This is a genomic window from Streptomyces sp. NPDC090045 (genome assembly GCF_044747975.1).
GTDB lineage: Bacteria > Actinomycetota > Actinomycetes > Streptomycetales > Streptomycetaceae > Streptomyces.
The window spans coordinates 354,210-376,656 of record NZ_JBIVFA010000005.1 but is presented as its reverse complement, the minus strand read 5'-3'; the positions used below and the strand labels follow the sequence as shown (position 1 = coordinate 376,656).

The 22,447-nt window shown below is 73.0% G+C and carries 21 protein-coding genes, 1 pseudogene and 1 riboswitch; of the genes and pseudogenes, 9 read left to right on the top strand and 13 right to left on the bottom strand.

Features of this window, described 5'->3' with window-relative positions:
• Window positions 1-22: 22 nt before the first annotated feature.
• Window positions 23-1,041 (bottom strand): annotated as a pseudogene (locus tag ACIPYQ_RS17130) (zinc-binding dehydrogenase).
• An 89-nt stretch (window positions 1,042-1,130) separates the two neighbouring features.
• Between ACIPYQ_RS17130 and ACIPYQ_RS17125 the strand changes: the two are divergent.
• Window positions 1,131-1,805, top strand: a complete 675-nt coding sequence (locus ACIPYQ_RS17125; protein WP_401251661.1) for a pentapeptide repeat-containing protein — start codon at window positions 1,131-1,133, stop codon at window positions 1,803-1,805.
• Here the strand turns inward: ACIPYQ_RS17125 and ACIPYQ_RS17120 are convergent.
• From ACIPYQ_RS17120 to ACIPYQ_RS17105, 4 genes are read right to left on the bottom strand one after another with little or no spacing between them, the layout of a single operon-like run.
• Entirely contained in the window at window positions 1,735-2,727 is a 993-nt protein-coding gene (locus ACIPYQ_RS17120) for a hypothetical protein (protein WP_401251659.1), read from the bottom strand. The genes ACIPYQ_RS17125 and ACIPYQ_RS17120 overlap by 71 nt on opposite strands.
• Entirely contained in the window at window positions 2,724-3,227 is a 504-nt protein-coding gene (locus ACIPYQ_RS17115; protein ID WP_030718823.1) for a hypothetical protein, read from the bottom strand. The genes ACIPYQ_RS17120 and ACIPYQ_RS17115 overlap by 4 nt, the downstream gene beginning before the upstream one ends.
• Window positions 3,228-3,282: 55 nt before the next feature.
• The gene (locus ACIPYQ_RS17110; RefSeq protein WP_319732118.1) at window positions 3,283-3,906 is read right to left on the bottom strand and encodes a response regulator transcription factor; all 624 of its coding nucleotides are present in this window, start codon (window positions 3,904-3,906) and stop codon (window positions 3,283-3,285) included.
• On the bottom strand, window positions 3,903-5,066 hold the full coding sequence (locus ACIPYQ_RS17105) for a sensor histidine kinase (protein WP_401251655.1): 1,164 nt from the start codon (window positions 5,064-5,066) through the stop codon (window positions 3,903-3,905). The genes ACIPYQ_RS17110 and ACIPYQ_RS17105 overlap by 4 nt, the downstream gene beginning before the upstream one ends.
• Window positions 5,067-5,657: 591 nt before the next feature.
• Here ACIPYQ_RS17105 and ACIPYQ_RS17100 point away from each other — a divergent pair.
• Complete coding sequence (locus ACIPYQ_RS17100; protein ID WP_401251652.1) at window positions 5,658-6,224, top strand: heme-binding protein; 567 nt, start codon at window positions 5,658-5,660, stop codon at window positions 6,222-6,224.
• Window positions 6,225-6,256: 32 nt separating this feature from the next.
• Complete coding sequence (locus ACIPYQ_RS17095) at window positions 6,257-7,741, top strand: M1 family metallopeptidase (protein WP_401251649.1); 1,485 nt, start codon at window positions 6,257-6,259, stop codon at window positions 7,739-7,741.
• A 12-nt stretch (window positions 7,742-7,753) separates the two neighbouring features.
• Here ACIPYQ_RS17095 and ACIPYQ_RS17090 read toward each other — a convergent pair whose 3' ends face one another.
• Both ACIPYQ_RS17090 and ACIPYQ_RS17085 read right to left on the bottom strand, forming a co-directional pair.
• On the bottom strand, window positions 7,754-8,278 hold the full coding sequence (locus ACIPYQ_RS17090) for a GNAT family N-acetyltransferase (RefSeq protein ID WP_401251646.1): 525 nt from the start codon (window positions 8,276-8,278) through the stop codon (window positions 7,754-7,756).
• Window positions 8,279-8,465: 187 nt separating this feature from the next.
• On the bottom strand, window positions 8,466-9,041 hold the full coding sequence (locus ACIPYQ_RS17085; RefSeq protein ID WP_361759035.1) for a TerD family protein: 576 nt from the start codon (window positions 9,039-9,041) through the stop codon (window positions 8,466-8,468).
• A 141-nt stretch (window positions 9,042-9,182) separates the two neighbouring features.
• Between ACIPYQ_RS17085 and arfB the strand changes: the two genes are divergently transcribed.
• Window positions 9,183-9,608, top strand: a complete 426-nt coding sequence (gene arfB / locus ACIPYQ_RS17080) for an alternative ribosome rescue aminoacyl-tRNA hydrolase ArfB (protein ID WP_401251643.1) — start codon at window positions 9,183-9,185, stop codon at window positions 9,606-9,608.
• A 20-nt stretch (window positions 9,609-9,628) separates the two neighbouring features.
• On the opposite strand, the gene ACIPYQ_RS17075 is transcribed toward arfB, so the two are convergent.
• Entirely contained in the window at window positions 9,629-10,198 is a 570-nt protein-coding gene (locus ACIPYQ_RS17075; RefSeq protein ID WP_401251640.1) for a flavin reductase family protein, read from the bottom strand.
• A gap of 301 nt (window positions 10,199-10,499) precedes the next feature.
• Between ACIPYQ_RS17075 and cdgB the strand changes: the two genes are divergently transcribed.
• A complete protein-coding gene (cdgB, locus tag ACIPYQ_RS17070) occupies window positions 10,500-12,239 on the top strand; it encodes a diguanylate cyclase CdgB (protein WP_401251637.1) in 1,740 nt (579 codons plus the stop codon).
• A gap of 68 nt (window positions 12,240-12,307) precedes the next feature.
• A complete protein-coding gene (locus ACIPYQ_RS17065) occupies window positions 12,308-13,339 on the top strand; it encodes a CBM35 domain-containing protein (protein ID WP_401251634.1) in 1,032 nt (343 codons plus the stop codon).
• A gap of 150 nt (window positions 13,340-13,489) precedes the next feature.
• Here the strand turns inward: ACIPYQ_RS17065 and ACIPYQ_RS17060 are convergent, their stop codons facing one another.
• The 3 genes from ACIPYQ_RS17060 to ACIPYQ_RS17050 form a co-directional block, all read right to left on the bottom strand.
• Entirely contained in the window at window positions 13,490-14,410 is a 921-nt protein-coding gene (locus tag ACIPYQ_RS17060; RefSeq protein WP_401251631.1) for a 1-phosphofructokinase family hexose kinase, read from the bottom strand.
• Window positions 14,411-14,509: 99 nt separating this feature from the next.
• On the bottom strand, window positions 14,510-15,673 hold the full coding sequence (nagA, locus tag ACIPYQ_RS17055; protein ID WP_401251628.1) for an N-acetylglucosamine-6-phosphate deacetylase: 1,164 nt from the start codon (window positions 15,671-15,673) through the stop codon (window positions 14,510-14,512).
• Window positions 15,673-16,605, bottom strand: coding sequence for an ROK family protein (locus tag ACIPYQ_RS17050; protein WP_401251870.1), 933 nt, complete (start codon window positions 16,603-16,605; stop codon window positions 15,673-15,675). The genes nagA and ACIPYQ_RS17050 overlap by 1 nt, the downstream gene beginning before the upstream one ends.
• Window positions 16,606-16,796: 191 nt before the next feature.
• On the opposite strand from ACIPYQ_RS17050, the gene ACIPYQ_RS17045 reads away from it, so the two are divergent.
• From ACIPYQ_RS17045 to otsB, 3 genes are all read left to right on the top strand, one after another.
• Window positions 16,797-18,083 carry an extracellular solute-binding protein gene (locus ACIPYQ_RS17045; RefSeq protein ID WP_401251867.1) on the top strand — a complete coding sequence of 429 codons (1,287 nt, stop codon included), beginning with the start codon at window positions 16,797-16,799 and terminating at the stop codon, window positions 18,081-18,083.
• Between the two features lie 68 nt (window positions 18,084-18,151).
• The gene (locus ACIPYQ_RS17040) at window positions 18,152-18,388 is read left to right on the top strand and encodes a DUF3263 domain-containing protein (RefSeq protein ID WP_037924728.1); all 237 of its coding nucleotides are present in this window, start codon (window positions 18,152-18,154) and stop codon (window positions 18,386-18,388) included.
• Between the two features lie 52 nt (window positions 18,389-18,440).
• The gene (gene otsB, locus ACIPYQ_RS17035) at window positions 18,441-19,289 is read left to right on the top strand and encodes a trehalose-phosphatase (protein ID WP_401251625.1); all 849 of its coding nucleotides are present in this window, start codon (window positions 18,441-18,443) and stop codon (window positions 19,287-19,289) included.
• Window positions 19,290-19,639: 350 nt separating this feature from the next.
• On the opposite strand, the gene ACIPYQ_RS17030 is transcribed toward otsB, so the two are convergent.
• Together ACIPYQ_RS17030 and ACIPYQ_RS17025 are read right to left on the bottom strand one after the other, a co-directional pair.
• Entirely contained in the window at window positions 19,640-21,103 is a 1,464-nt protein-coding gene (locus ACIPYQ_RS17030) for a trehalose-6-phosphate synthase (protein WP_401251622.1), read from the bottom strand.
• A gap of 49 nt (window positions 21,104-21,152) precedes the next feature.
• Window positions 21,153-22,103, bottom strand: a complete 951-nt coding sequence (locus tag ACIPYQ_RS17025; protein ID WP_361759220.1) for a glucosyl-3-phosphoglycerate synthase — start codon at window positions 22,101-22,103, stop codon at window positions 21,153-21,155.
• 185 nt (window positions 22,104-22,288) lie between these two features.
• Window positions 22,289-22,445: riboswitch (SAM riboswitch) on the top strand.
• Window positions 22,446-22,447: the final 2 nt, after the last annotated feature.

The window sequence follows — 22,447 nt, the reverse complement described above, 5'->3', positions numbered from 1 at the left end:
CCGCCCGGGTCGGTCGGGTCGGTCAGGGTTCGAGGATGACCTTGCCCGTGGTGGCGCGGGTTTCGAGGGCGTGGTGGGCGGTGGCGGCCTTGGCGAGGGGGTAGCGGGTCAGGGCTGGGCGGAGGCGGCCGGCCGCTGCTTCGGCGAGGGCGCGGGTCTCCAGGACGCGCAGCGGGTCGGGGGCGCCGACCTGTTGGAGCATGGCGGGGCCGAGGACGCCGCGGGTGGTGATGCCCCGGGCGGTGAGGTCGGCGCGTTCGGCGTCGGTCAGGTCGAGGGGGCCGCCGGACCAGCCGAAGACGAGGTGCCGGGCGCCGGGGGCGAGCAGGGTGAGGGCGGTGCGGGCGGTGTCGCCGCCGACGGAGTCGAAGAGGACGGTGGCGCCGGCGGGGTACCGGGCGCGCACGGCGTCGGGCCAGGCGGGGTCGGTGTAGTCGAGGGCGAGGTGGGCGCCGTTGGCGGCGGCGAGGGCGGTCTTGGCGGGGCCGCCGGCGAGGGCGATCACGGTGGCGCCGGCGTTCACGGCGTACTGGACGAGCAGGGTGCCGATGCCGCCCGCGGCGGCGGGGACCAGGGCGACGGAGTCGGGGCCGAGGTCGGCGAACTGGAGGATCCCGAGGGTGGTGCGGCCGGTGCCGATCATGGCGACGGCCTCGGCGGGGTCGAGGCCGGGCGGTACGGGGTGGAGCCGGTCGGCGTCGGCGACGGCGTACTCGGCGTAGCCGCCGGGGGCGAAGCCGAGGTGGACGACGACGGGGCGGCCGAGCCAGGCGGGGTCGGTGCCGGGGCCGAGGGCGTCGACGGTGCCCGCGACCTCGCGGCCGGTGGGGGCACCTCCCAGCGGTAGCTGGGGGAGGTGGGGAGCTCGGGCAGGGCGGGCGCGGGGCCGCGCTCGCCCTCGCGCAGGGCGGTGTCGAAGAGGTGGACGCCGGCGGCGGCGACGGCGATGCGGACCTGGCCGGGGGCGGGAACGGGCGCCGGGACGGTTTCGTAGGTGAGGTTCTCGGCGGGGCCGAAGGCGTGGAGGCGGATCGCGTTCATGGTGGGCACGGTGGTCATGGGCCCCACGTTCTTATCTGAAGCATGGTTGAGGTCAAGGGGTTGTCAGTGGGGTGGGCCACGATGGGGGCATGGCGAGCAAGGGGCAGCAGCGGACGGTGAAGGCGGCGCGACGGCCGGAGGTACGGCTGCCGGAGCTGGCCGTGTGGGAAGGGGGCGGGCTGGAGCCGGACGGGGACTACGACGGGGTGGAGTTCGCGGACCTGGACCTGGCGGGGCAGGAGGGGATCGGGGCCCGGTTCATGGACTGCGCGGTGCGGCGCTGCGTACTGGACGAGGCGGGGCTCTCGAAGGCGCGGTTCCTGGACTCGGTGCTGGAAGGGGTCCGCGGAGTGGGGACGGACCTGTCCGGGGCCTCGCTGCGGGACGTGGAACTGCTCGACGCCCGACTGGGCGGGGTGCAGCTGCACGGGGCCGTGCTGGAGCGGGTGGTGGTCCGCGGCGGGAAGATCGACTACCTGAATCTGCGCAAGGCGCGGCTCAAGGACGTGGTCTTCGAGGGGTGCGTGCTGGTGGAGCCGGACTTCGGGGGTGCGGTGCTGGAGCGGGTGGAGTTCCGGGACTGCGCGCTGCGCGGGGTGGACTTCAGCGGGGTGCGGATGCAGGACGTGGACCTGCGGGAGGCCACGGAGCTGGGGATCGCGCGGGGAGTGGACGCGTTGGCCGGGGCCGTGATCAGCCCGGCGCAGCTGTTCGATCTGGCTCCGGCGCTGGCGGCGCAGCTGGGGCTGCGGGTGGAGGGGTAGCCGCTGCTTGGGCGGCACGGTCCGCCGCTGCTCGGATGCGGCGGCGGACGACCTGCCAGTGCGGGTCCTCCCCGCGGACGGGGCCGGGGAGGCCGAGCAGGCGTACGTCTTCGAGCAGCTCCTCGGAGGCACCGTGGGCGCGCAGCCGCGCGGGGGCGTGGTGTGCGAACCAGGAGGTGAGCTCGTCGTGGACGGCCACGTCCTCCTCCCAGGTGGTGCTCCCGGAGACCCACGGCAGGTAGCCCACCAGCAGCCCAGTCGTCCAGGAGCTGAGGGTCTCGGCCAGGTGGCGGTCGGCGACGGGGCCTACGGTCGCCTCCCACACCGCCAGCCAAGGGCCCAGCGCGCCGGAGGCCTCCCTGACCAGCGGGAGGAGGTCCTCAGCGGGGACGGCCGGGTCCGGGCTGCGGAGGGTGTGGGCCCACCAGGCGTGCAGGAATTCCCGTACGGCCGCGCTCTGCTCGGCGGGCCACTGCTGCCACTCGCCGCGCTCGAAGGAGGTGCCGACGTGGTCGATGGCGTACGCGTGGGCGCCGAGGCCGGCGGTCAGCCGGCGGGCGAACTGCGGCAGGACGCGGCGCAGCACGGCGCCGTGGTCGTACCAGTCGGGTGTGCTCCAGGCGAGGTGCAGCAGGTCGGGGTCGAGTTCCCTGTCGGGGACCTTCAACTGGGCGAGCTCCTCGGCGCTGCCCCAGTGGCAGTCGCACTGGACCTCGTCGGCCCGGGCGGTCATGCCGCGGAAGGTGACGGCCAGCCGGTCCAGGGCCCGGTCGAGCCGTGCGCGGGCGGCGGCCTCGTCGGGGTCGACCGCCTCGGGGACGGCCGCCTCGGGGACGGCCGCGTCGGCGTCCGTGGCGTCGGCGTTCATCGCACAGGGATCGGTCGTGCCGGGCTCGGTCACGCCGGGCTCGGTCGTGCTCACGCCGGGACGCGGGGGAACTTGGCCTGGAGGGTCCAGATGACGGGGTTGTCGGCGAGGCCGTCGTGCATGTCGATGAGGTCCGCAACGAGGTCGTGCAGGAAGTCGCGGGCCTCGCGGCGCAGCAGGCGGTGGCTGAAGGTCAGCGGGGCTTCCTCGGCCGGCATCCAGTCGGCCTCGACGTCGACCCAGCCGAAGCGGCGCTCGAAGAGCATCCGGTCCGTGGACTCGGTGAAGTCGAGCTCGGCGTGCTGCCGGTTGGCGGAGCGGTTGCCGCGGGGGTCCTGGTCGAGCTGCTCGACGATGTCGCACAGCGCCCAGGCGAAGTCCAGTACGGGCACCCATCCCCAGGCCGTGGACACTTCCCGGTCCGCGTTGGTGTCGGCGAGGTAGACGTCCCCGCAGAACAGGTCGTGGCGCAGGGAGTGGACGTCCGCCGAGCGGTAGTCGGTCTGCGGGGGGTCCGGGAAGCGCCGGGAGAGGGAGTAGCCGATGTCGAGCACGTACCCGATGGTGTCACGGGTCCCGGGACGTCCCCACCCCGGACGGAGTCCGACGTCAAGAAGGGAGGAGGCGTTGTTCCTTCGCCACGGACACCGCGCCCGCGCGGGTGTCGACCCCGAGCTTGTCGTAGATGCGGCCCAGGTGGGTCTTGACCGTGGCCTCGCTGATGAACAGGGCGCGGGCGATGTCGCGGTTGCCGAGGCCGCGGGCGAGCTGGCCGAGGATGTCCAGCTCGCGGTCGGTCAGCGTGGGGCGGGTGCCGCGCATGTGGGCCATCACGCGGCTGGCGACGGGCGCGGACAGGGTGGTGCGGCCCTGGGCGGCCGAGTGGATGGCGGCGAAGAGCTCCTCCGGGCGTTCGGCCTTGAGGAGGTAGCCGGTGGCGCCCGCGCCGATGGCCCGCGTGATGTCCGCGTCGGTGTCGTACGTGGTCAGGACCAGGACGTGCGGCGGGTGGGGGGCGGCGGTGATGCGGCGGGTGGCCTCCACCCCGTCGATGCCCTCGCCGAGCTGGAGGTCCATGAGGACCACGTCGGGGCGGAGTTTGGCGGCCAGGGCCACCGCCTCCTCGCCGCTGCCCGCCTCGCCGAGGACCTCGATGTCCGGCTCGCTGCCGAGGAGGGCGAGCAGGCCGGCGCGGACCACCACGTGGTCGTCGCAGAGCAGGATCGTCGTCATGGGGCCGGCTCCAGGGGGATGGCCGCGGAGAGGACGGTGCCCTCGCCCGGCGTGGATTCGATCGTGAGGGTGCCGCCGAGCTGGCGGACGCGGGCCCGCATCGCGGGCAGGCCGTGCCCGCGTTCGGCGGCGCCGGTGCGGGGCTCGGCGAACCCGTGGCCGTCGTCGGCGATGTCCAGGACCACTTGGTCCCCGAGGAAGCTGAGGGTGAGTGCGGCCGTGCGGGCGCCGGAGTGCTCGCGGACGTTGGCCAGCGCGCCTTGGGCTATGCGCAGCAGGGCGGACTGGACGCGGTCCGGGAGCGGGGCCGGGGTGCCTTCGAGGTGGAAGCGGACCTCGATGTCCGGGCCGGCGTCCAGGGCGCGCAGCGCTTCGGCGAGGCCGGCGCCGTCGGCGAGCTCGGACGGGGCCAGGTCGTGGACGAGCCGGCGCGCCTCGGCGAGGCCGTGGGCGGCGATGCCGGTGGCGGTACGGACGTGCGCGCGGGCGGTGGCCGGGTCGGCGTCCCAGGTGCGGTCCGCGGCCTGCAGCAGCATCTGCTGGCTGGACAGGTTCTGGGCGAGGGTGTCGTGGATCTCCATGGACAGCCGCTGCCGTTCGGCGAGGGTGCCTTCGCGGCGTTCGGTGGCGGCCAGTTCCCGGCGGGTGCGGATCAGGTCGTCGATCAGCTCCCGCTGGGCCTGGGCCTGGCGTTCCATGTGGACGAAGACGGCGGTGGCGAGGGCGGCGACCGCGGGCGGGGCCAGGAGCAGGTTCGGGTCGAAGGACTTGGACAGCTGCAGCTGGGCGATCACCACGAAGCAGGTGAGGAGGGCGACCAGGACGACGGCGGCGCGGGGCGGGAGGGTGCGCAGGGCGGTGAAGAAGAGCGGTACGGCGCACCAGGCGAAGCTCGGCGCGAGGACGACCAGGACCACCCAGGTGGTGACGACCAGGCCGAGCCAGAGGAGCCGGCGGGCGGTGGGGGCGGCGCCGAGGGCGGGGCCGAGTACGTAGAGCAGGGCCAGGGTGATGCTGAGGGCGATGATCCACGGGGTGCGGGGTTCGCCGGGGTGGCGCAGGAGGAAGCGGAGCAGGGAGGCGCCGAGGAGGAGGAAGAAGGCGGTGTGGGCGACCGTGGCCAGCGTTCTCGTGTCTGGCTTGCGGGTGGGGTGGCTCACCGGGGCTCCTGGTTCGCGGGTGTGTCCATTGTCGCCGGTGGCGGTGTTCGGGGGCGGGGCGGCGCCTCCCCCAGACTCCGTCCGGGGGGACCCCCAGAGGGCGCTGCCCCCGCGCCCCCGCGCCTCAAACGCCGGCGGGGCTGGAAGATCGGGGCTCCGCCCCGGACCCCGCGCCTCAAACGCCGGCGGGGCTGGGTTTGCCCCCGGCGGGGCTGGGTTTGTCCCCGGCGGGCTGGATGGTGCGGTGGGCTGGTGTGGCGGGGCTGGGCTGGTGTGGCAGGGCCGGAGTGGTGTGGCAGGGCTGGAGTGGCACGGGCGGCTGGAGGGGTGTGGCGAGGTGGAGGATTGGGTTCCGCCCCGGGCTCGTGCCGGGCCTGGCGCAGGGGCCTGACCAGGAAATACCGCGCCGGAGGCGGCCCGCATCGACCGATTGGATGACCCTGGGGTCAACCGGTGCGGTGGGCGGGGCGAGCCGGTACGGGGACGGGGTGGCGGGGGGTTCGGGGACAGGCTTGGAGCAGTGAAGGAGCCGGTCCGACCGGCCCGGACCGACCCGATGCCGTCACCGTGTCACCGTTCTCAGGAGCAGAGATGAACACCCGCACCCGCGTTCTCACCGGTACCGCCCTCGCCGTCGCCCTGGGCGCCGGAGCCTTCGGCGCCGTGAGCGCCAGCGCCACCCCCGCCGCCGACGCCGCTCCGGTCGCCGCCGAGGTCGCCGGCAAGAAGAACGACGGCCCGAGCGACAAGAACTTCACCACCACGACGCACCTCACCGTCGACGCCGCCACCCGCGCCGCCCAGGCCGCGCTGCAGGCCGCGCAGGCCGAGAACCAGAAGGTGACGGTCGCGGTGGTGGACCGCAACGGCAACACCATCGTCACCCTGCGCGGCGACGGCGCCGGCCCGCAGTCCTACGAGTCGGCGCAGCGCAAGGCCTTCACCGCCGTCTCCTGGAACGCCCCGACCTCGGTGCTCGTGGGCCGCCTCGCCCAGACCCCGAACCTGAAGGACATCCCCGGCACCCTCTTCCTCGGCGGCGGCACCCCGGTGCAGGCGAACGGCGCGCCCGTCGCGGGCATCGGCGTGGCCGGCGCCCCGAGCGGTGACCTGGACGAGAAGTTCGCCAAGGCCGGTGTCGACGCCCTCGCCAAGTAGTCCGTACGGGCAGCCCGCCTAGGATCGAGTGCGTGGAACTCCGTGCGCTCTCCCGTCTGGCCGTCCCTGCCGTCGCCTCCCTCCTCGCCCTCACCACGGCGTGTACGGGGGGCACGGTGCAGGGGCGGCCGGGCGCGTCGGGGCTGCGCGACCCGTACTTCCCCAAGGCCGGCAACGGCGGCTACCAGGTCGACCACTACGCGCTGGACCTGGACTACGACCCCGCCGACGGCGAGCTGCACGGCACGGCCGTCATCACCGCCCGCGCCGAGCAGGGGCTCAGCTCCTTCAACCTCGACCTCAGCGGCCTGAAGGTCGAGGGCGTGACCGTGCAGGGCGTCGGCGCCCGGTACAACCGGACCGGCAACGAGCTGACCGTGCGCCCGGCCGAGGACCTCAAGAAGGGCGAGGTCTTCCGTACGGAAATCGAGTACGGCGGGAAGCCGAAGGCCCTCACGGATGCGGACGGGTCCAAGGAGGGGTGGATCACCACCGAGGACGGCGGGGGCGGAGCCGCCGGCGTGGACGCACCCGCCGGCGCGGACGCGCGGGCCGGCGCGGTCGGCGTCGGTGAGCCGGTCGGGTCGATGACCTGGTTCCCGGGCAACCACCACCCCAGTGACAAGGCCACCTACGACATCACGCTCACCGTTCCGCGCGGCTACGAGGCCGTGTCCAACGGGGAGCTGCGCTCCCGCACCGAAGGCCCGGACGGGCGGACCGCGTTCGCGTGGCACAGCCCGGAGCCGATGGCGAGCTATCTGGCCACGGCCGTCGTCGGCCCGTACAAGGTGACGACGGGGCGGACGCCGTCGGGGACCGCCTTCTACAACGCCGTGGCGCCCGGGGAGGCGGCCGCGAGCGCGGGCACGCTCGCGCGGCTGCCGGAGATGGTGGAGTGGGGCAACGGCCGGTTCGGCCCGTACCCCTTCAGCACGGCGGGCGCGGTCGTGCTGCCGGCCGGGAGCCTCGGCTACGCGCTGGAGACCCAGACCAAGCCCGTCTTCTCCGGTCCCCTGGAGAGCGAGGAGCTCGTCTTGCACGAGCTCGCCCACCAGTGGTTCGGCAACTCGGTGTCGCCGAAGTCCTGGAAGGACATGTGGCTCAACGAGGGCTTCGCGACCTACGCCGAGTGGCTGTGGGCCGAGGACCACGGCGGGCCCACCGCCCAGCGGCACTTCGAGGCGTTCCTGGCCGGTGACACGTCCGTGGACGAGGAGGCCGACTCCGACTGGGACGCCTTCCCGCCGGCCTCCCCGCCCGGGCCCGATCAGATCTCGGACCAACCGGTGTACTACCGCGGTGCGATGGTCCTGCACCGGATCCGCCAGGAGGTGGGCGACGAGAAGTTCTTCGCCCTGGTGCGCGGCTGGGCCGCGGACCACCGGCACGGGAACGCGAGCACGGCCGACTTCACCGCCTACGCGCAGGAGAAGACGGGCCACGACCTGAAGAAGGTCTGGGACGTCTGGCTGTACGGCGAGGGCCGCCCCAAGCAGCCTGCCGCCCCCAAGTAACCGGCCCGTCTTCTACGGGGCTTCGAGCGGCTTGCGCAGCACCGTGCAGTCGCGGCCGAGCTCGCGGTCCTTGGCCCGGCGCAGTTCGGCGTACCCCTGGGACTGCCAGAAGGCGAGGGCCTTGGGGTTGTTGTCCAGTACGGCGATCTGCACGCCCGTGCGTCTGGCGGCGCGGAAGCGGTTCTCGACCAGGGTGGCCACGGCGCGGCCGTAACCCTCGCGGTGCGCGGTGGCGTCGATGAGCAGCAGGCCGATCCACGGGTCGGTGCCGGCGGAGGCCGGGTCCGGGTGGTGGGCCAGGGTGGCGGCCAGGCCGACGAGGCGGCCGGCGGAACGGGCGAGGAGGACCTCGGCGCCGTCATGGGCGAGTTCGTCGGCGAGGGCGGCCGCGACCTGTTCGACGGTGATGCGGTCCGGGTCGGGGAAGTCGCCGCTGAGTTCGAAGAACGCGTGGTTCGTCGAGTAGAGGGCGGCGATCTCGGTGAGGACCGGGCCCGGGAGGGCGCCGTCGACGGGGACGAGCGGTTGGAGGATCACCTACCGAACGGTAGCGAAGCCCCCTCCCCGGACGGCCGGGAGGGGGCTTCGCCGGCGCTGGTGTCCGCCCGGCGATCAGCGCCTCATCTGCAGGGGCTGATCACCGGATCGACCGGAGCAACCGGACGACCGGACCGACCGGACGACCGGACGACCGGAGCGGCCGGGGTTACCGGAGCTGCGGGACTCAGACGTTGACGCCGAAGTCCTGCGCGATGCCGGTGAGGCCGGAGGCGTAGCCCTGGCCGACCGCGCGGAACTTCCACTCGGCGCCGCTGCGGTAGAGCTCGCCGAAGACCATGGCGGTCTCGGTCGCCGCGTCCTCGGAGAGGTCGTAGCGGGCGATCTCGGCGCCGCCGGCCTGGTTCACGACGCGGATGTACGCGTTGCGGACCTGGCCGAAGTTCTGGCTGCGGGTCTCGGCGTCGTAGATGGAGACCGGGAAGACGATCTTGTCCACGTCGGCCGGCAGGCCGGCGAGGTTGACGTTGATGGCCTCGTCGTCGCCCGCGCCCTCGCCGGTGCGGTTGTCACCGGTGTGGACGATGGTCTGGTCCGGGGTGGACTTGTTGTTGAAGAAGACGAAGTGGCCGTCGGAGACGACCTTGCCGGTCGGGTTGACCGCGATGGCCGAGGCGTCGAGGTCGAAGTCGACACCGGTCGTCGTACGGACGTCCCAGCCGAGGCCGACCGTGACGGCAGCAAGGCCGGGGGCCTCCTTCGTGAGCGAGACGTTGCCGCCCTTGGACAGGCTGACAGCCATGGGAATGTCCCTTTCCTCATCGAACATGCACGTACAGGCGGTCAAACTACCGCTGCTCCCTATAACGCGACGAGAGGCCTGTCGGGTTCCCGCCGGGAAATCTGAGTGACGGAGGCGGGGCGGGCACGGATCATAGGGGGCATGCCTGGTCCTTATGTCATCCGCGGTTCGGTCGTGCTCCCCGAGGGCGAGCTCGCCTGGCGCTTCTCGCGCTCCTCCGGGCCCGGCGGGCAGCACGTCAACACCTCCGACTCGCGGGTGGAGCTGATGTTCGACCTGGCGGCGACGAAGGCGCTGCCGGACGTGTGGAAGGAACGGGCGCTGGAGCAGCTGGCGTCCCGACTGGTGGGCGGGGTGGTGACCGTACGGGCCTCCGAGCACCGCTCGCAGTTCCGCAACCGGGAGATGGCGCTGGTCCGGCTGGCTTCGCTGCTGGCGGAGGCGACGGCCCCGCCGCCGAGGCAGCGGCGGGCGACGAAGATCCCCCGGGGTATCAACGAGCGGCGGCTGCGGGAGAAGAAGGCGCGCGCCGAGACCAAGCGGGGCCGCACCGGACGCGACTGGTAGCCGCCGCGGCCGGCCCCGGCCTACTGGCCCAGGTGCCGGTAGCGGCCGCGGAAGTAGGTCAGGGGCTGGTGGTCCGGGGAGGGCAGGGCCGCCGTCAGGACGCGGCCGATGACCAGGGTGTGGTCGCCCGCCTCGACGCGGTTCTCGGTGCGGCACTCCAGGGTGGCCAGGGCGCCGGTCAGCAGGGGGGCGCCGGAGGCCTCGCCGCGTACGTACGGCAGGTCCGCGAAGAGCAGCCGGTCGCTGATCCGGCCCTTCATCGCGAAGCGGCCCGCGACCTGGAGCTGGTGGTCGGCGAGGACCGAGACCGCCCACAGGGGCTGCTCCTCGAGCAGGTCGTCCATCCGGGATCCCTCGCGCAGGCTCACCAGGACCAGCGGCGGGTCCAGGGACACGGACATGAAGGCGGTCGCCGTCATGCCGACGTCCTCGCCGCGCGGGCCGTCGGCCGCCAGGGGGGTCTCGTGCGCGGTGATCAGGCACACGCCCGCCGCCAGCCGGGACATCGCGGCCCGGAACTCGTCATTGCTCACTCCCTCAGCATGCGGGTTTCCGTGGGGCGGGCGGGGCACAGGGGTCGTCTTCAGCACGGTGGAACGCTAATCTCGCCCTTCGCGCCGCACATCGGGCCCTGGTCCGAGTCGCGCCCCCGCCCCTTGGCCTAGGCCCGGGCGTATCGTTTGCTCTCGGGAATGTGGGGGAGCGCTCCCAGTCGTCACGAGCCCCACCACGCACCGATATTCATCTCATGTGACTTGAGTCACAGAGGGCAAGATTTGTTGACCCTGTGTACCTGCCGCACAGCTCACTGTGATTCAGTGGACGGGACACCGCAACGAAACGCCGATGACAAACCTGGAGTTGCTGTCGAGGTCTCGGGGAGAGCGAGCAATGGAGACCGAGTCGGAGCCGTACGTCCGTCTTGCGACCCTGCGGCAGCTGCACCGGGTGGTGGCCGATCTCAATACGGCCAGGAGCCTGGCGGACACTCTGCAGACCGTCGTGGACGGCATCGTCGTGGGCCTCGGCTACGAACTCGCCTGTGTCAACCTCGTACGCCCTGACGGCGATCTGGTCGTCGCCGCCTTCGCCGGAGACCCCGCCGCGGAGGCCCTCATCACCGGCCGCGTCGGCTCCCGCGCCTCCTGGGAACGCCGTCTGACGATGGGTGAGAACTGGGACGGGCTCAGGTTCATCCCGCACACCGAGGGCTGGGTCCTCCTGGAGGACGACGTCCCCCAGTGGCACACCGACGGGCCCGATCCGCGCTTCGAGGACGAGTGGCACCCCGAGGACCGGCTCTACGCACCCATGTACGCGTCCGGCGGGGAACTTCTGGGTGTCATTTCGGTGGACAGACCGCGCAACGGCCGCCGGCCCGGCGCCTGGGGCCGCGAAGCCCTCCAGATGTACGCCTTCCAGGCCGCGATTGCGATCAGCAATGCACGGCTGCGCGCGAACATGCAGCGGGCCCTCGTGCGGCTGGAGCGTGAACAGCAGGCACTGCGCGCCAGCGAGGAGTCCTTCCGGCAGGCCTTCGAGTACGCGCCCAGCGGGATGGCCATCGCCGAGATGGGCGGGGACCAGCACGGCCGGCTGCTGCGGACCAATGACGCGCTGTGCCGGCTGCTCGGCCGGCCGGCCTCCGTACTGCGCCGCTACTCCTTCTCCGACCTGGTCCACCCCGAGGACATCGGCACCCTGCTGCGCACCTCTGCCGAGGGCGGACGCGCCGAGCTGCGCCTGGGCCGGCGCGACGGCACGTATGTATGGGTCTCGCTGCGCAACTCCGTCGTCGCCGACGCCGCCGACGGGCCCCGGTTCCTCCTCACGCACGTCGAGGACATCGAGGAGCGCAAGCGGCACGAGCTCCAGCTCGCCCACCGGGCCAGCCACGACTCGCTGACCGGCCTGCCGAACAGCGCCGAGCTGCGGTCCCGGCTCGGCGCGCGGCTGTGCCGCAGGCCACAGTCCGTGCGCGCCACCGCGGTCGAGGCCCTGGACGCGGCCTTCGAGGGGCGCGACGGGCACGACGGGCGGGCGGTGCACGACGGCTACGAGGTGCGTGCGGAGGCGGGTGGTGCCGGTGAGCACGGCTTTCAGTCCGACGGACCCGACCGGTACACGGGGGCCGATCCCTTCGAGTTCCCCGGGGCGCCGGCCACGGCGGCGGACGGCCCCTATGACCACCACGTGCACACGGTGGCGCCCGCGACCGACATCGACGACGGGACGAAGGGGCTCGCGGTGCTCTTCTGCGACCTCGACGGCTTCAAGTCGATCAACGACCGGTTCGGGCACCACACGGGCGACGCGGTCCTGATCGAGGTCGCCCGGCGGCTGACGACGGGCGTCAGGGACGGTGACACCGTCGCTCGGCTGGGTGGTGACGAATTCGTCGTCCTCGCCGACGGTCTGGGTGCGGCGGACGCCGCCGATCTCGCCGTCCGGCTGCGCAACGCGATCATCCCGCCGATCCGGGTCGACGGCCGTGCGGTCCGTGTCGGAGCCAGTTTCGGCATCGGCTGGGCGAGCTGCGGGATGTCCGCGGACGAGGTGCTGCGCTCCGCCGACCAGCGGATGTACATCGAGAAGCGGTCCCGTTCCAAGGCCCACCGCAGGGCCGGCTGAGCCGGTCTGTCGCCCGTGGGCGCACCTGTTCGGGGTAGGCTCCCGGGGGTCGAAAGGAGTGACCTGCGATGACGACGCCCGCGAACAACGGCCCGCACGGTGGGGCGAACAAGCCCGAGGACGACGATCCGTTCGGCTACCTCTACGAGGATGGCCAGGCGGCCGGAGCCACCCCGCCCACGTCGGGCGGTGGATACGGCTATCCCGGGGCGTCGGCCGGAGGTCACCCCGGAGCGCAGCCGGGCGTCCCCCGCACCTCGCACCACCAGGTGCGGACGGTCGGCGACCGCCGCAACGGCGGCCAGCGCGGCCAGGTGCCCGCGCAGCAGCCCTCCTACCAGGCCCAGTACCAGGCCCCGGAGGCACTCCAGGCGGGCGGCTACGGCGTTCCGCAGCAGCCGCAGGCCCCGCAGCACCAGACCCAGACGATCGCGCCCCCCGGCGGGCACGGCGGCCACGGCGGTGGCGGCGGCTCCAGCCGTCGCGGTCTGCTGATCGCCGCGGTCGCGGTGGTCGGCGCCGTCGTGATCGGCATCGGCGCCGCCGTGGCCTTCGGCGACAAGGACAAGGACAAGAAGGAGCCCGTCGCGGACGGCGGCCAGCAGTCGGCGGCCCCCCAGAACCCGGCCAGCCCGGCCCCGAGCAGCCCGAAGCCCTCGCAGGCGCCGCTGCCGAAGGGCGAGGCGGCCGGAGCGGGCATGGTGCTGACCGGTGGTGCGCGGCTGGAGAACACGGTGCCCGGTTCGAAGAGCTCGGGCGGCCAGTACGTCGCCGGCTTCAACCAGACGGGTGCGGCGCTCACCTGGACGGTGGACGTGCCGGAGGCGGGCGAGTACACGCTGTTCGTCAACTACGGCGTTCCCGGCAAGGACGGCAAGGCGACCCTCACGGTCAACGGGCAGAGCCCCAACCAGTCGCTGAACCTGTCCAACTTCGCCAAGGCGGCGGACGGTGCCTGGGACAAGGGCTGGACGCGCACCTTCGCGTTCATCACCCTCAAGAAGGGCACGAACGCGATGAAGATCTCGTGCGAGCCCGGCAACCAGTGCGACGCCGTCTTCGACCAGCTGGAGCTGGCTTCGGGACACGTCAGGCGCTGACGGCGGGGACGGACGCCCCCGGAACGAATCAGGCTCTGCCGCGCATGCGGCAGAGCCTGATTCCGTTGTGCGCGGGGCCTGCCGGCCGCTGAGCTCGACGCACTGGCCGGCGGCGGAGACGTGGACCGGGCGGTCGAAGCTGCCGGGCCGTCAGCCGCCGTCGGTGACACGTACGGCGTGCCGCAGCTCCTCGTAGACGCCGGGGTCGAACTCCCCCGCCGTCGGGGCCGCGACCGTGGCCGCGGACAGGGCGACCGCGCGGGTGAGGCGGTCCGGCCAGTCCGCGCCCTCCACCAGGGCCGACAGCAGGCCGGCGACGGCGGAGTCGCCGGCTCCGGTGGGGTTGCCGGACAGCCCGCGCGGCGGGGCCGCCTGCCAGGTGCCCTCGGCGGTGGCGGCCAGCAGGCCGTCCGGGCCCAGCGAGGTGACCACGGCGTGCGCGCCCCGGCGGCGGGCGTCGCGGGTGGCCGGCAGCGGGTCGCGGGACCCGGTGAGCTCGGCCAGCTCGGCGGCGTTCGGCTTGATGATCTCGGGCCGGGCCGCGACCCCGCGGCGCAGGGCCTCGCCGCTGGTGTCCAGGAGGACGGGGACCCCGGCCGCGCGGGCCGCCCGTACGAGGACCGCGTACGCGCCGACCGGCACGCCCGGCGGGAGGCTGCCGCACAGGGCCACGGCGCGGGCGCCGCGGACCAGTTCCCCGTACTGCGCGAGGAACCGGGACCATTCGGCGGGCGTGATCACCGGACCCGGCTCGTTGAACTGGGTGGTGTCGCCGGAGGACTCGTCGACCACGGCCAGGGTGCGGCGGCTGCCGTCCGCGCAGGGCACCAGGGCGTCCGTAACCCGCGGGGAGCGCGCGAGCAGTTCGCGTACGACGGAGCCCACCGGGCCGCCCGTGAAGCCCGTCGCCGTCACCTCGTGGCCGAGCGCGGCCAGCACGCGGGCGACGTTGATCCCCTTGCCGCCGGGACGTTCGGTGACGGCGGCGACCCGGTGCGAGGCGTGCGGGAGCAGCCTCGGCACGCGGTACGTGACGTCGAGTGCGGTGTTGAGCGTCACGGTCAGGATCATGGGCACCCCCGGGTCTGTTGCTGCCGGGATCATGCCAAACCCGAGGCGGTCGGCCCAGTCCTAGGGTCGGCCGCCTCGGTCCTTACAGCCGCTCGGCCGTCAGATCGAGGCCTGGGCGGGCGGGCTGACGACCCATTCGCCGCGCCGCATGACGCCCTTGACGTCGAAGGCGGCGTCGAGGACGACGAGGTCCGCGTACTTGCCGGGCTCCAGCGAGCCGATCTCGTCGTACAGGCCGATGAGCTTGGCCGGGTTGGCGGAGATCGCCTGGACCACGGACTCCACCGGCAGCTTGTCGAGGGTCACCGAGCGCTTGAAGGCGGTGTCCAGGGTCAGCGTGGAGCCGGCGATGGAACCGCCCTCCACGAGCCGGGCCACACCCTTCTTGACTTCGACCTCCAGCGGGCCGAGGTGGTAGGTCCCGTCGCCGAAGCCGGCGGCGTCCATCGCGTCGGTGATCAGGGCCACGCGGTGCGCGCCCGCGTGGTGGAAGGCCAGTTCCAGGGCGGCCGGGTGCAGGTGGGTGCCGTCGTTGATCAGCTCGACGGTGATCCGCTCGTCCTCCAGCAGCGCGGCGATCGGGCCGGGTTCGCGGTGGGCGAGGGGCGGCATCGCGTTGAAGAGGTGGGTGGCCACGGTCGCACCCGCGTCGATGGCGGCGCGCGTCTGCTCGTACGTGGCGTCCGTGTGCCCGATCGCGGCGATCACCCCGTGCTCGGCCAGCAGCCGTACGGAGTCCAGGCCGCCCGGGAGTTCGGTGGCGAGGGTGAACATGCGGGCGGTGCCGTGCGCGGCGTCGATCAGCTTGCGGACCTCGGCCGGGTCGGGGTCGCGGAGCAGGTCCTCCTTGTGCGCGCCCTTGCGGCAGGGGTTGATGAACGGCCCCTCGAAGTGGATGCCCGCGATCTCGCCCTGCTGCGTGAGCTCGGCGAGCAGCCCGGCGCGCCGGGCCAGTTCGTCCAGGTCGCCGGTGACGGTGGAGGCGATCAGGGTGGTGGTGCCGTGCTCGCGGTGGGTGCGGACCCCTCGGAGGACGTCCTCGGCGGTGCCGGAGGTGAAGGAGGCGCCGCCGCCGCCGTGGTTGTGCATGTCCACGAAGCCGGGGACGATCCAGTGCCCGGACAGGTCCACGGTCCGCGAGCCCTCGTGGGCGCTGCCGGCGATGCGGTCGCCGTCGACGATGACCCGGCCGTTGGCCACGGTTCCGGTGGGCAGCACCACCCTGGCGCCGGAGAGAACAGTGCTGTGTGCGCTTCCGGACATCAGGCAGGTACCTCCGTGGCGAGTAGGTCCCAGGCGAGCAGCCCTGCGCCCAGGCAGCCGGCGGTGTCCCCGAGGGCCGCCGGCACGATGTGGGGGAGCCGCTGGAACGTCACGCGCTCCTCCACGGCCGTCCGTAGTGGTGTGAACAAGGTTTCCCCCGCCTCGGCCAGCCCGCCACCGATGATCAGCGTGCGCGGGTCCAGCAGGGTGATCGCCGTGACCAGCCCGTCGGCGAGGGCGCCGACGGCGGCCAGCCAGACCTCCCGGGCGCGCGCGTCGCCGGACTCGACGGCCTTGGCGCAGTCCGCGGCGTCGGCCCCGGGGTCGCCGGCGGCCGCCGCCCAGGCACGGCTGACCGCGGCGGCGGAGGCGAGGGTCTCCAGACAGCCGTGCTGGCCGCAGCCGCAGGCCGGGCCGCCCGGGCGTACCACGATGTGCCCGATCTCGCCCGCGTAGCCGTGGGCGCCGGCCTCGATGCGGCCGGCGATGCCGATGGCGCCGGCGATGCCGGTGCCGAGGGGGACGAAGAGGAAGCGGTCGGCGCCGCGGCCGGCGCCGATGCGGCCCTCCGCGAGTCCGCCCGTGCGCACGTCGTGTCCGAGGGCCACCGGGATGCCGCCGAGGCGGCTGCTGAGCAGGGTGCGCATCGGCACGTCGCGCCAGCCCAGGTTCGCCGCGTAGACGGCGATCCCGTGGTCGGCGTCGACGATGCCCGGGACGGCGACCCCGGCGGCGGAGGCGGTCCGTCCGAAGCGTTCCCGGCCGGTGTCGAGCAGCTCGGCGGCGAAGTCCTGGATCGTCTCGACGACGGCGTCGGGGCCCCGCTCGCGGCCGGTGGCCCGGCGCGCTTCGTGGAGCAGGGTGCCGTCCTCGGCGACGAGGGCAGCCTTCATCCCGGTGCCGCCCACATCGAGGGCGATGACGTGTTTCACGGGTTTCACAGAGACAGTCTCGCGTGCTCGGCGGGGAAAGGTCTAGTCCATTGGGAGGGATTGTTGAGTGGCCATACAAAATCCGGGCCCTGGTCGGGATCCGGATGTGGACGAGCCGCCAAAGTGGTGTAGACCTTACGTGGATCGTACGTACAACAAGGGGTGGATCGAGAACTGTGAAGGGCCGTTACCTGAGCCTGGCCGCGTCCGGCGCCGCGCTGTGCCTGACTGCCGTGACGCTGACGGGCTGCGGAGCCCTCGGCGGACTCACCGGAGACAACGAGGTGACCCTGCGGGTCGTGGCGGCCGACTACGGGGACAATCCGCAGAACTCCTCGGCCGGGTACTGGAAGGGCCTCGCCGACGGCTTCGAGAAGGACAACCCGGGCGTCAAGGTCGAGGTCTCCGTCTACTCGTGGTCCGAGGTCGACGCCAAGGTCGCCGACATGGTCAAGGCCGGCAAGGCCCCCGACATCGCCCAGATCGGCGCCTACGCCGACTACGCGGCCGCCGGCAAGCTGTACTCGGCATCGGAGCTGCTCTCGGTGAAGACCGAGGCCGACTTCCTCGCACCGCTCGCGGACGCGGGCAAGGTCAAGCAGGTCCAGTACGGGCTGCCCTTCGTGTCCAGCACCCGGCTGCTCTTCTACAACGAGAAGCTGCTGGCCGACGCGGGCGTGATCGGCAAGGACGCCAAGGCCGGCTGGCAGCCGAAGAGCTGGGCGGACCTGGAGGCGGCGGCCAAGAAGCTCAAGGGCGCGGGCGTGCCCACCCCCTTCGCGCTGCCGCTGGGCCGCGAGGAGGCGCAGGCCGAGACGATGATGTGGATGCTCTCGGGCGGTGGCGGCTACACCGACAACGAGGAGTCCTACTCGATCGACTCCGCCGACAACGTCAAGGCGCTGGAGTTCCTGCGGGACAAGATGGTCGGCCAGGGGCTGACCGGGCCCGTCGAACCGGGGAAGCTGGACCGCCAGGCCGCCTTCGACGCCTTCACCAAGGGCGAGGTCGGCATGCTCAACGGACACCCGTCGCTGATGAAGCAGGCCGAGGCCAAGGGCGTGAAGTTCGGCATGGTGCCGCTGCCGACCGCCACCGGGTCCGCGGAGCCCGCCATGGGCGTCGCGGACTGGGTCATGGCCTTCAAGAACGGCCACCGCGCGCAGTCCGGGAAGTTCCTGGACTTCATGTACCAGCCGAAGAACGTGGCGGCCTTCACGGACCAGTACGACCTGCTGCCGGCCACCACCAGCGGCTACCAGGCCAAGCAGGCCGCCACCGGCGGCCAGGCGGCCAAGCTGAAGCCCTTCCTGACGGCCTTGCCCGGCTCGCGGCTGTACCCGGTCGGCAAGAAGTCCTGGGCGGACGTCAGCGAGGACATCAAGCAGAACATCGGCAAGAGCGTCCAGCCGGGCGGACAGCCGGCGAAGGTCCTGGAGGACATCGCCACGACGGCACGGGCCTCGGACCCGCACTGACGCGGCGAGGCGCCGCCCTCCGGCAGAGCGGGCACGGCTCTGTCGGAGGGCGGCGTTAATCTGGCCGTATGACGGACGACGGGCAGCTGACGGCCACGGAGGCCGCGGTGCTCGCCTACGAGGGACGCACCTGGCCCGGGCCCGGAGCCAAGGAACGGGCGATACGGGAAGGACTGGGGATGACCCCGGTCCGCTACTACCAGCTGCTCAACGCACTGATGGACGACCCGCGGGCGCTGGCCCACGCACCGGGCACGGTCAACCGGCTGCGGCGGATCCGCGAGGCCCAGCGGGCCCGGCGATAGCCCCCCGCCCGTGCCATAGCCGTGGCCGGGCCGGGCCGTTAGGGTCGTCCGTATGGGGAGCCATCCGCACGACTTGCCGATGCCCGTCACCGCAGCCGGACGCGAGGGACTCGAAGCCCTGCTCCGCGCACCCCGCCGGTCCGTGGTCGCCCTGGACTTCGACGGCACCCTCGCCGACATCGTCCCGGACCCGGACCAGGCCAGAGCCCACCCGGGAGCCGTCCCGGCCCTCTCCGCGCTCGCCCCCGAGGTCGCCTCGGTCGCCGTGATCACCGGGCGGCCGGCGGGCGTCGCCGTCCGCTACGGGGGCTTCGCCGGCGTCCCCGGACTGGAACACCTCGTCGTCCTCGGCCACTACGGCGCGGAGCGCTGGGACGCGGTCACCGGGATCGTGCACGCCCCGGCCGAGCACCCCGGGGTGGCGGCGGTACGGGCCGAGCTGCCGGGGTTCCTGGACTCCATCGGGGCCTGGCGGGGCACCTGGATCGAGGAGAAGGGCCGGGCGCTGGCCGTGCACACCCGGCGGGCCGCGGATCCCGCGGCGGCCTTCGCGGCCCTGCGCGAGCCCCTGGCGGAGCTGGCGGCGCGGCACGGGCTGATGGTCGAGCCGGGCCGGGCGGTCCTGGAGCTCCGGCCCCCGGGCATGGACAAGGGCGTCGCCCTGACGGAGTTCCTGGCGGAGCGGGACGCGGAGGCGGTGCTGTACGCGGGCGACGACCTGGGGGACCTGGCGGCGTACTCGGCGGTCGAAAAGCGCCGGGCCGACGGCCTCCCGGGCCTCCTGCTGTGCAGCGGCTCGGCCGAAGTCCCCGAACTGGCCTCCCGAGCCGACCTAGTCCTCTCCGGCCCCGCCGAGGTGGTCACCTTCCTGACCGCTTTGGCCAAGGCCGCCCGAAGCTGAAATACCGGGGCTCCGCCCCGAACCCCGGTCCTCAAACGCCGGACGGGCTGAAAGATCGCCTCAAACGCCGGCCAAAATCCAGCCCCTCCGGCGTTTGAGGAGCGGGGTCTGGGGCGGAGCCCCAGCAGCGGCGCGGGCGCCGAACACTTGGCTTTCGCCCGCGGCGCCGTTGCGGGGGCCAGCCCCCGGACCCCCGCGCCTCAAACGCCGGCGAGGCTAAAAGACCGGGGCTCCGCCCCGAACCCCGCGCCTCAAACGCCGGCGGGGCTGGATTTGGCCGGCGTCAGCCTGCGACTTCCCCCCCCGGAGGGCGAGGAAGGGCGCTCCGCGCAAAATCCAGCCGGGTTGGCTCAGGGGAGCAGGTCGGTGAGTTGGGCTGCGAACCAGGCGGCCGGGGGGAGGGCCGTGGCGGCGGCGGCCAGGCGCTTCGTGCGCTCCGCACGCTCGGCGTCCGGCATGGACAGCGCCGCGTGCAACGCCTCCGCCGTCGCCGACACGTCGTACGGGTTCACCGTCAGCGCGTCCGCCCGGAGCTCCTCGTACGCCCCCGCCCCGGTGGACAGCACCAGCGCGCACCCCGCCTCCGACACCACCGGGATCTCCTTCGCGACCAGGTTCATCCCGTCCCGCACCGGGTTCACCAGCGCCACGTCCGCCATCCGGTACACCGCCAGCGACCGCGCGAAGTCGTCCTGCACCGACACCAGCACCGGCTGCCAGTCCGCCGTCCCGAACTCCTCGTTGATCTCCGCCGCCAGCTCCCGCACCGACTCCGTGTACGCCCGGTACACCGCCAGGTCCTGCCGGGACGGGTACGCCGACGCCAGGTGGACGACCCGGCCGCGCCACTCCGGGTGGACCGTCAGCAGCTCCCGGTACGCCAGCAGCCCCCGCAGGATGTTCTTCGACAGCTCGGTCCGGTCCACCCGGGCGATCGTCTTGCGATCGCCGACCTCCGCCCGCAGCTGCGCCAGCTTCTCGTCCACCTCCGGCCGGTGCGCCAGCGCCCGCAGTTCGTCCGCGTCCACCCCGAGGGGGTACGCGGTCACCTCGGTGAACCGGCGCTTCGCGTAGCCCTGCCCGTCCGGGTCCGCCCGGCGGTGCCACACCCCGCGCTCCGGGTGCCCGGCCGGGAAGTACGCCTGCGCGATGCCGTCCAGGTCGTCCCTGTTCGCGCCGCCGGCGAAGTTGCCCGCCCACCGCGCCGTGTGGAAGCCCAGCCGGTCCGCGCCGAGCATCCCCCACACCAGCTGGCTCTGGATGTCGTCCGGGATCATGTTCATGAACTCCCACGAGGCCCACGGCGTGTGCGTGAAGTGCCCGATCCGCAGGTCCGGCCGCAGCGCCCGCAACTGACCGGGGACCAGCGCCAGGTGGTAGTCCTGCACCAGGACACGGGCCCCTTCCGCCGCCTCCTGGGCGAGGGCGCGCGCGAAGGCCTCGTTGTACGTGACGTACGCGGCCCACCGCCTCCGGAACTCCGCGTCGAAGACCGGCTCGCGCGGGACGTCGTAGAGGTGGTGGTGGGTGAACCAGAGCACGGAATTGGCGATGCCGTTGTAGGCGGCGTCGTACACCGTGGGATCGATGTCCAGCATCCGGACGCCCGGCTCGGTCACCCCCCGGCGGACCGCCTCCCGGTCCGCCTCCGACAGTGCCGCGCAGATCCACAGCGCGTTCGGCTGCTCCGCGAGCGCCGCGGAGAGCCCGGAGACGAGGCCGCCCCCGCCGCGCCGGGCCGTGAGGCCGCCTTCGGCATCGATCGAGTAGGAGAGGGGGCCGCGGTTGGCGGCGACGAGTACCTGAGAAGCCATGCGGCGAACCTAGCCCGGCCCGCACTCGCTCAAACTTTCCAGGCCGACGTCACGCCACGCGGCGCAGCGCGTACTCCTTGACGCCGAGCATCGGCGGCCGCTCCTCGGTGTCCACCGGGTACGTCCGCGGAACGAAGCCCTCCGGCCCCCGCTCGAACTGCGTCAGCTCCGGCCGTACGAGATGCCCGCGCGACAGCCGCAGCAGGGCGGTGCGGTAGATCGCCGCGGCCATCCGGCCGAGCGCCTGCCCGCCCTGGTGGCGGTGGACGCGTACGCCCACGTCCACCTGGGCGAGCGCGTCCAGCCCGACCGTGTGCAGCGCGTCGACCAGCAGGCCCAGCTCGACCCCGTACCCGACGGGGAACGGCAGCCGCTCCAGCAGGGAGCGGCGCACGGCGTACTCGCCGCCCAGCGGCTGGACGAAGCCGGCCAGCTGCGGCCAGTGCAGGTTGAGCAGGGGGCGGGCGACCAGTTCCGTGACCCGGCCGCCCTGGCCGGGGGCGTCGCCGAGCGGGCGGTCGTACATGGCCTTGACGAACTGCACGTCCGGTTCGGTCAGCAGCGGTCCGACGATCCCGGAGACGAAGGAGGAGGAGAAGTCCCGCAGGTCGGCGTCGACGAAGCAGACGATGTCCCCGCTGGTGGCCAGCAGCGAGCGCCACAGCACCTCGCCCTTGCCGGGCAGCGCCGGGATCCTCGGCAGGATCTCGTCGCGGTGCACCACGCGCGCTCCGGCCTTCGCCGCGACCTCCGCCGTACGGTCGGTCGAGCCCGAGTCGATCACGATCAGCTCGTCCACCAGGGGGAACGGCAGTCCCTCGATCAGCTCGCGCCGGATGACCTCGACGATCGCGCCGACCGTCGCCTCCTCGTCCAGCGCGGGCAGCACCACGCTGACCGTGGTCCCGGCCGCCCGTTTCCGGTCGAGCAGCTGGTCGAGCGGTCGGTCGGCGGCTGACCAGGAGCGGTCTGCCAGCCAGCGCTCCACCTCTTCCAGCACCCTCAGCACTCCCTGCTTGTCGGCGTTATCGGCCGTTATGAGATCCATCTCGCGGTTCGGACGGCTGTCTCAACCGCCCGGCCCTTCGGTTACAGTCTTGAACAACGCGAAGGACCACCGCATGCCGGGGGTCCCCGCGCACAAACGCACCGGCGCGCCACAGAGCGCGTGTGCCGGTGCCATACCGCTCATCCAGAGGGGCAGAGGGACACGGCCCGTTGAAGCCCCGGCAACCCTCCAGTCGGTTCTCGCGATCGCTCGTCAGCGACGTCAGCGAGGTCCCCGGCTAGGGAAGGTGCCAATTCCGTCTCATGGCGAAGCGCGCCATGGGGAAGATGAGGAGA

Coding starts and splice junctions, on each gene's coding strand:
- otsB (WP_401251625.1), top strand. CDS start 18,441: ATGGGGAGCCATCCGCACGACTTGCCGATGCCCGTCACCGCAGCCGGA.
- nagA (WP_401251628.1), bottom strand. CDS start 15,673: ATGTCCGGAAGCGCACACAGCACTGTTCTCTCCGGCGCCAGGGTGGTG.
- ACIPYQ_RS17100 (WP_401251652.1), top strand. CDS start 5,658: ATGAACACCCGCACCCGCGTTCTCACCGGTACCGCCCTCGCCGTCGCC.
- ACIPYQ_RS17065 (WP_401251634.1), top strand. CDS start 12,308: ATGACGACGCCCGCGAACAACGGCCCGCACGGTGGGGCGAACAAGCCC.
- ACIPYQ_RS17060 (WP_401251631.1), bottom strand. CDS start 14,410: ATGATCCTGACCGTGACGCTCAACACCGCACTCGACGTCACGTACCGC.
- ACIPYQ_RS17030 (WP_401251622.1), bottom strand. CDS start 21,103: ATGGCTTCTCAGGTACTCGTCGCCGCCAACCGCGGCCCCCTCTCCTAC.
- ACIPYQ_RS17040 (WP_037924728.1), top strand. CDS start 18,152: ATGACGGACGACGGGCAGCTGACGGCCACGGAGGCCGCGGTGCTCGCC.
- ACIPYQ_RS17085 (WP_361759035.1), bottom strand. CDS start 9,041: ATGGCTGTCAGCCTGTCCAAGGGCGGCAACGTCTCGCTCACGAAGGAG.
- ACIPYQ_RS17110 (WP_319732118.1), bottom strand. CDS start 3,906: ATGACGACGATCCTGCTCTGCGACGACCACGTGGTGGTCCGCGCCGGC.
- ACIPYQ_RS17125 (WP_401251661.1), top strand. CDS start 1,131: ATGGCGAGCAAGGGGCAGCAGCGGACGGTGAAGGCGGCGCGACGGCCG.
- arfB (WP_401251643.1), top strand. CDS start 9,183: ATGCCTGGTCCTTATGTCATCCGCGGTTCGGTCGTGCTCCCCGAGGGC.
- cdgB (WP_401251637.1), top strand. CDS start 10,500: ATGGAGACCGAGTCGGAGCCGTACGTCCGTCTTGCGACCCTGCGGCAG.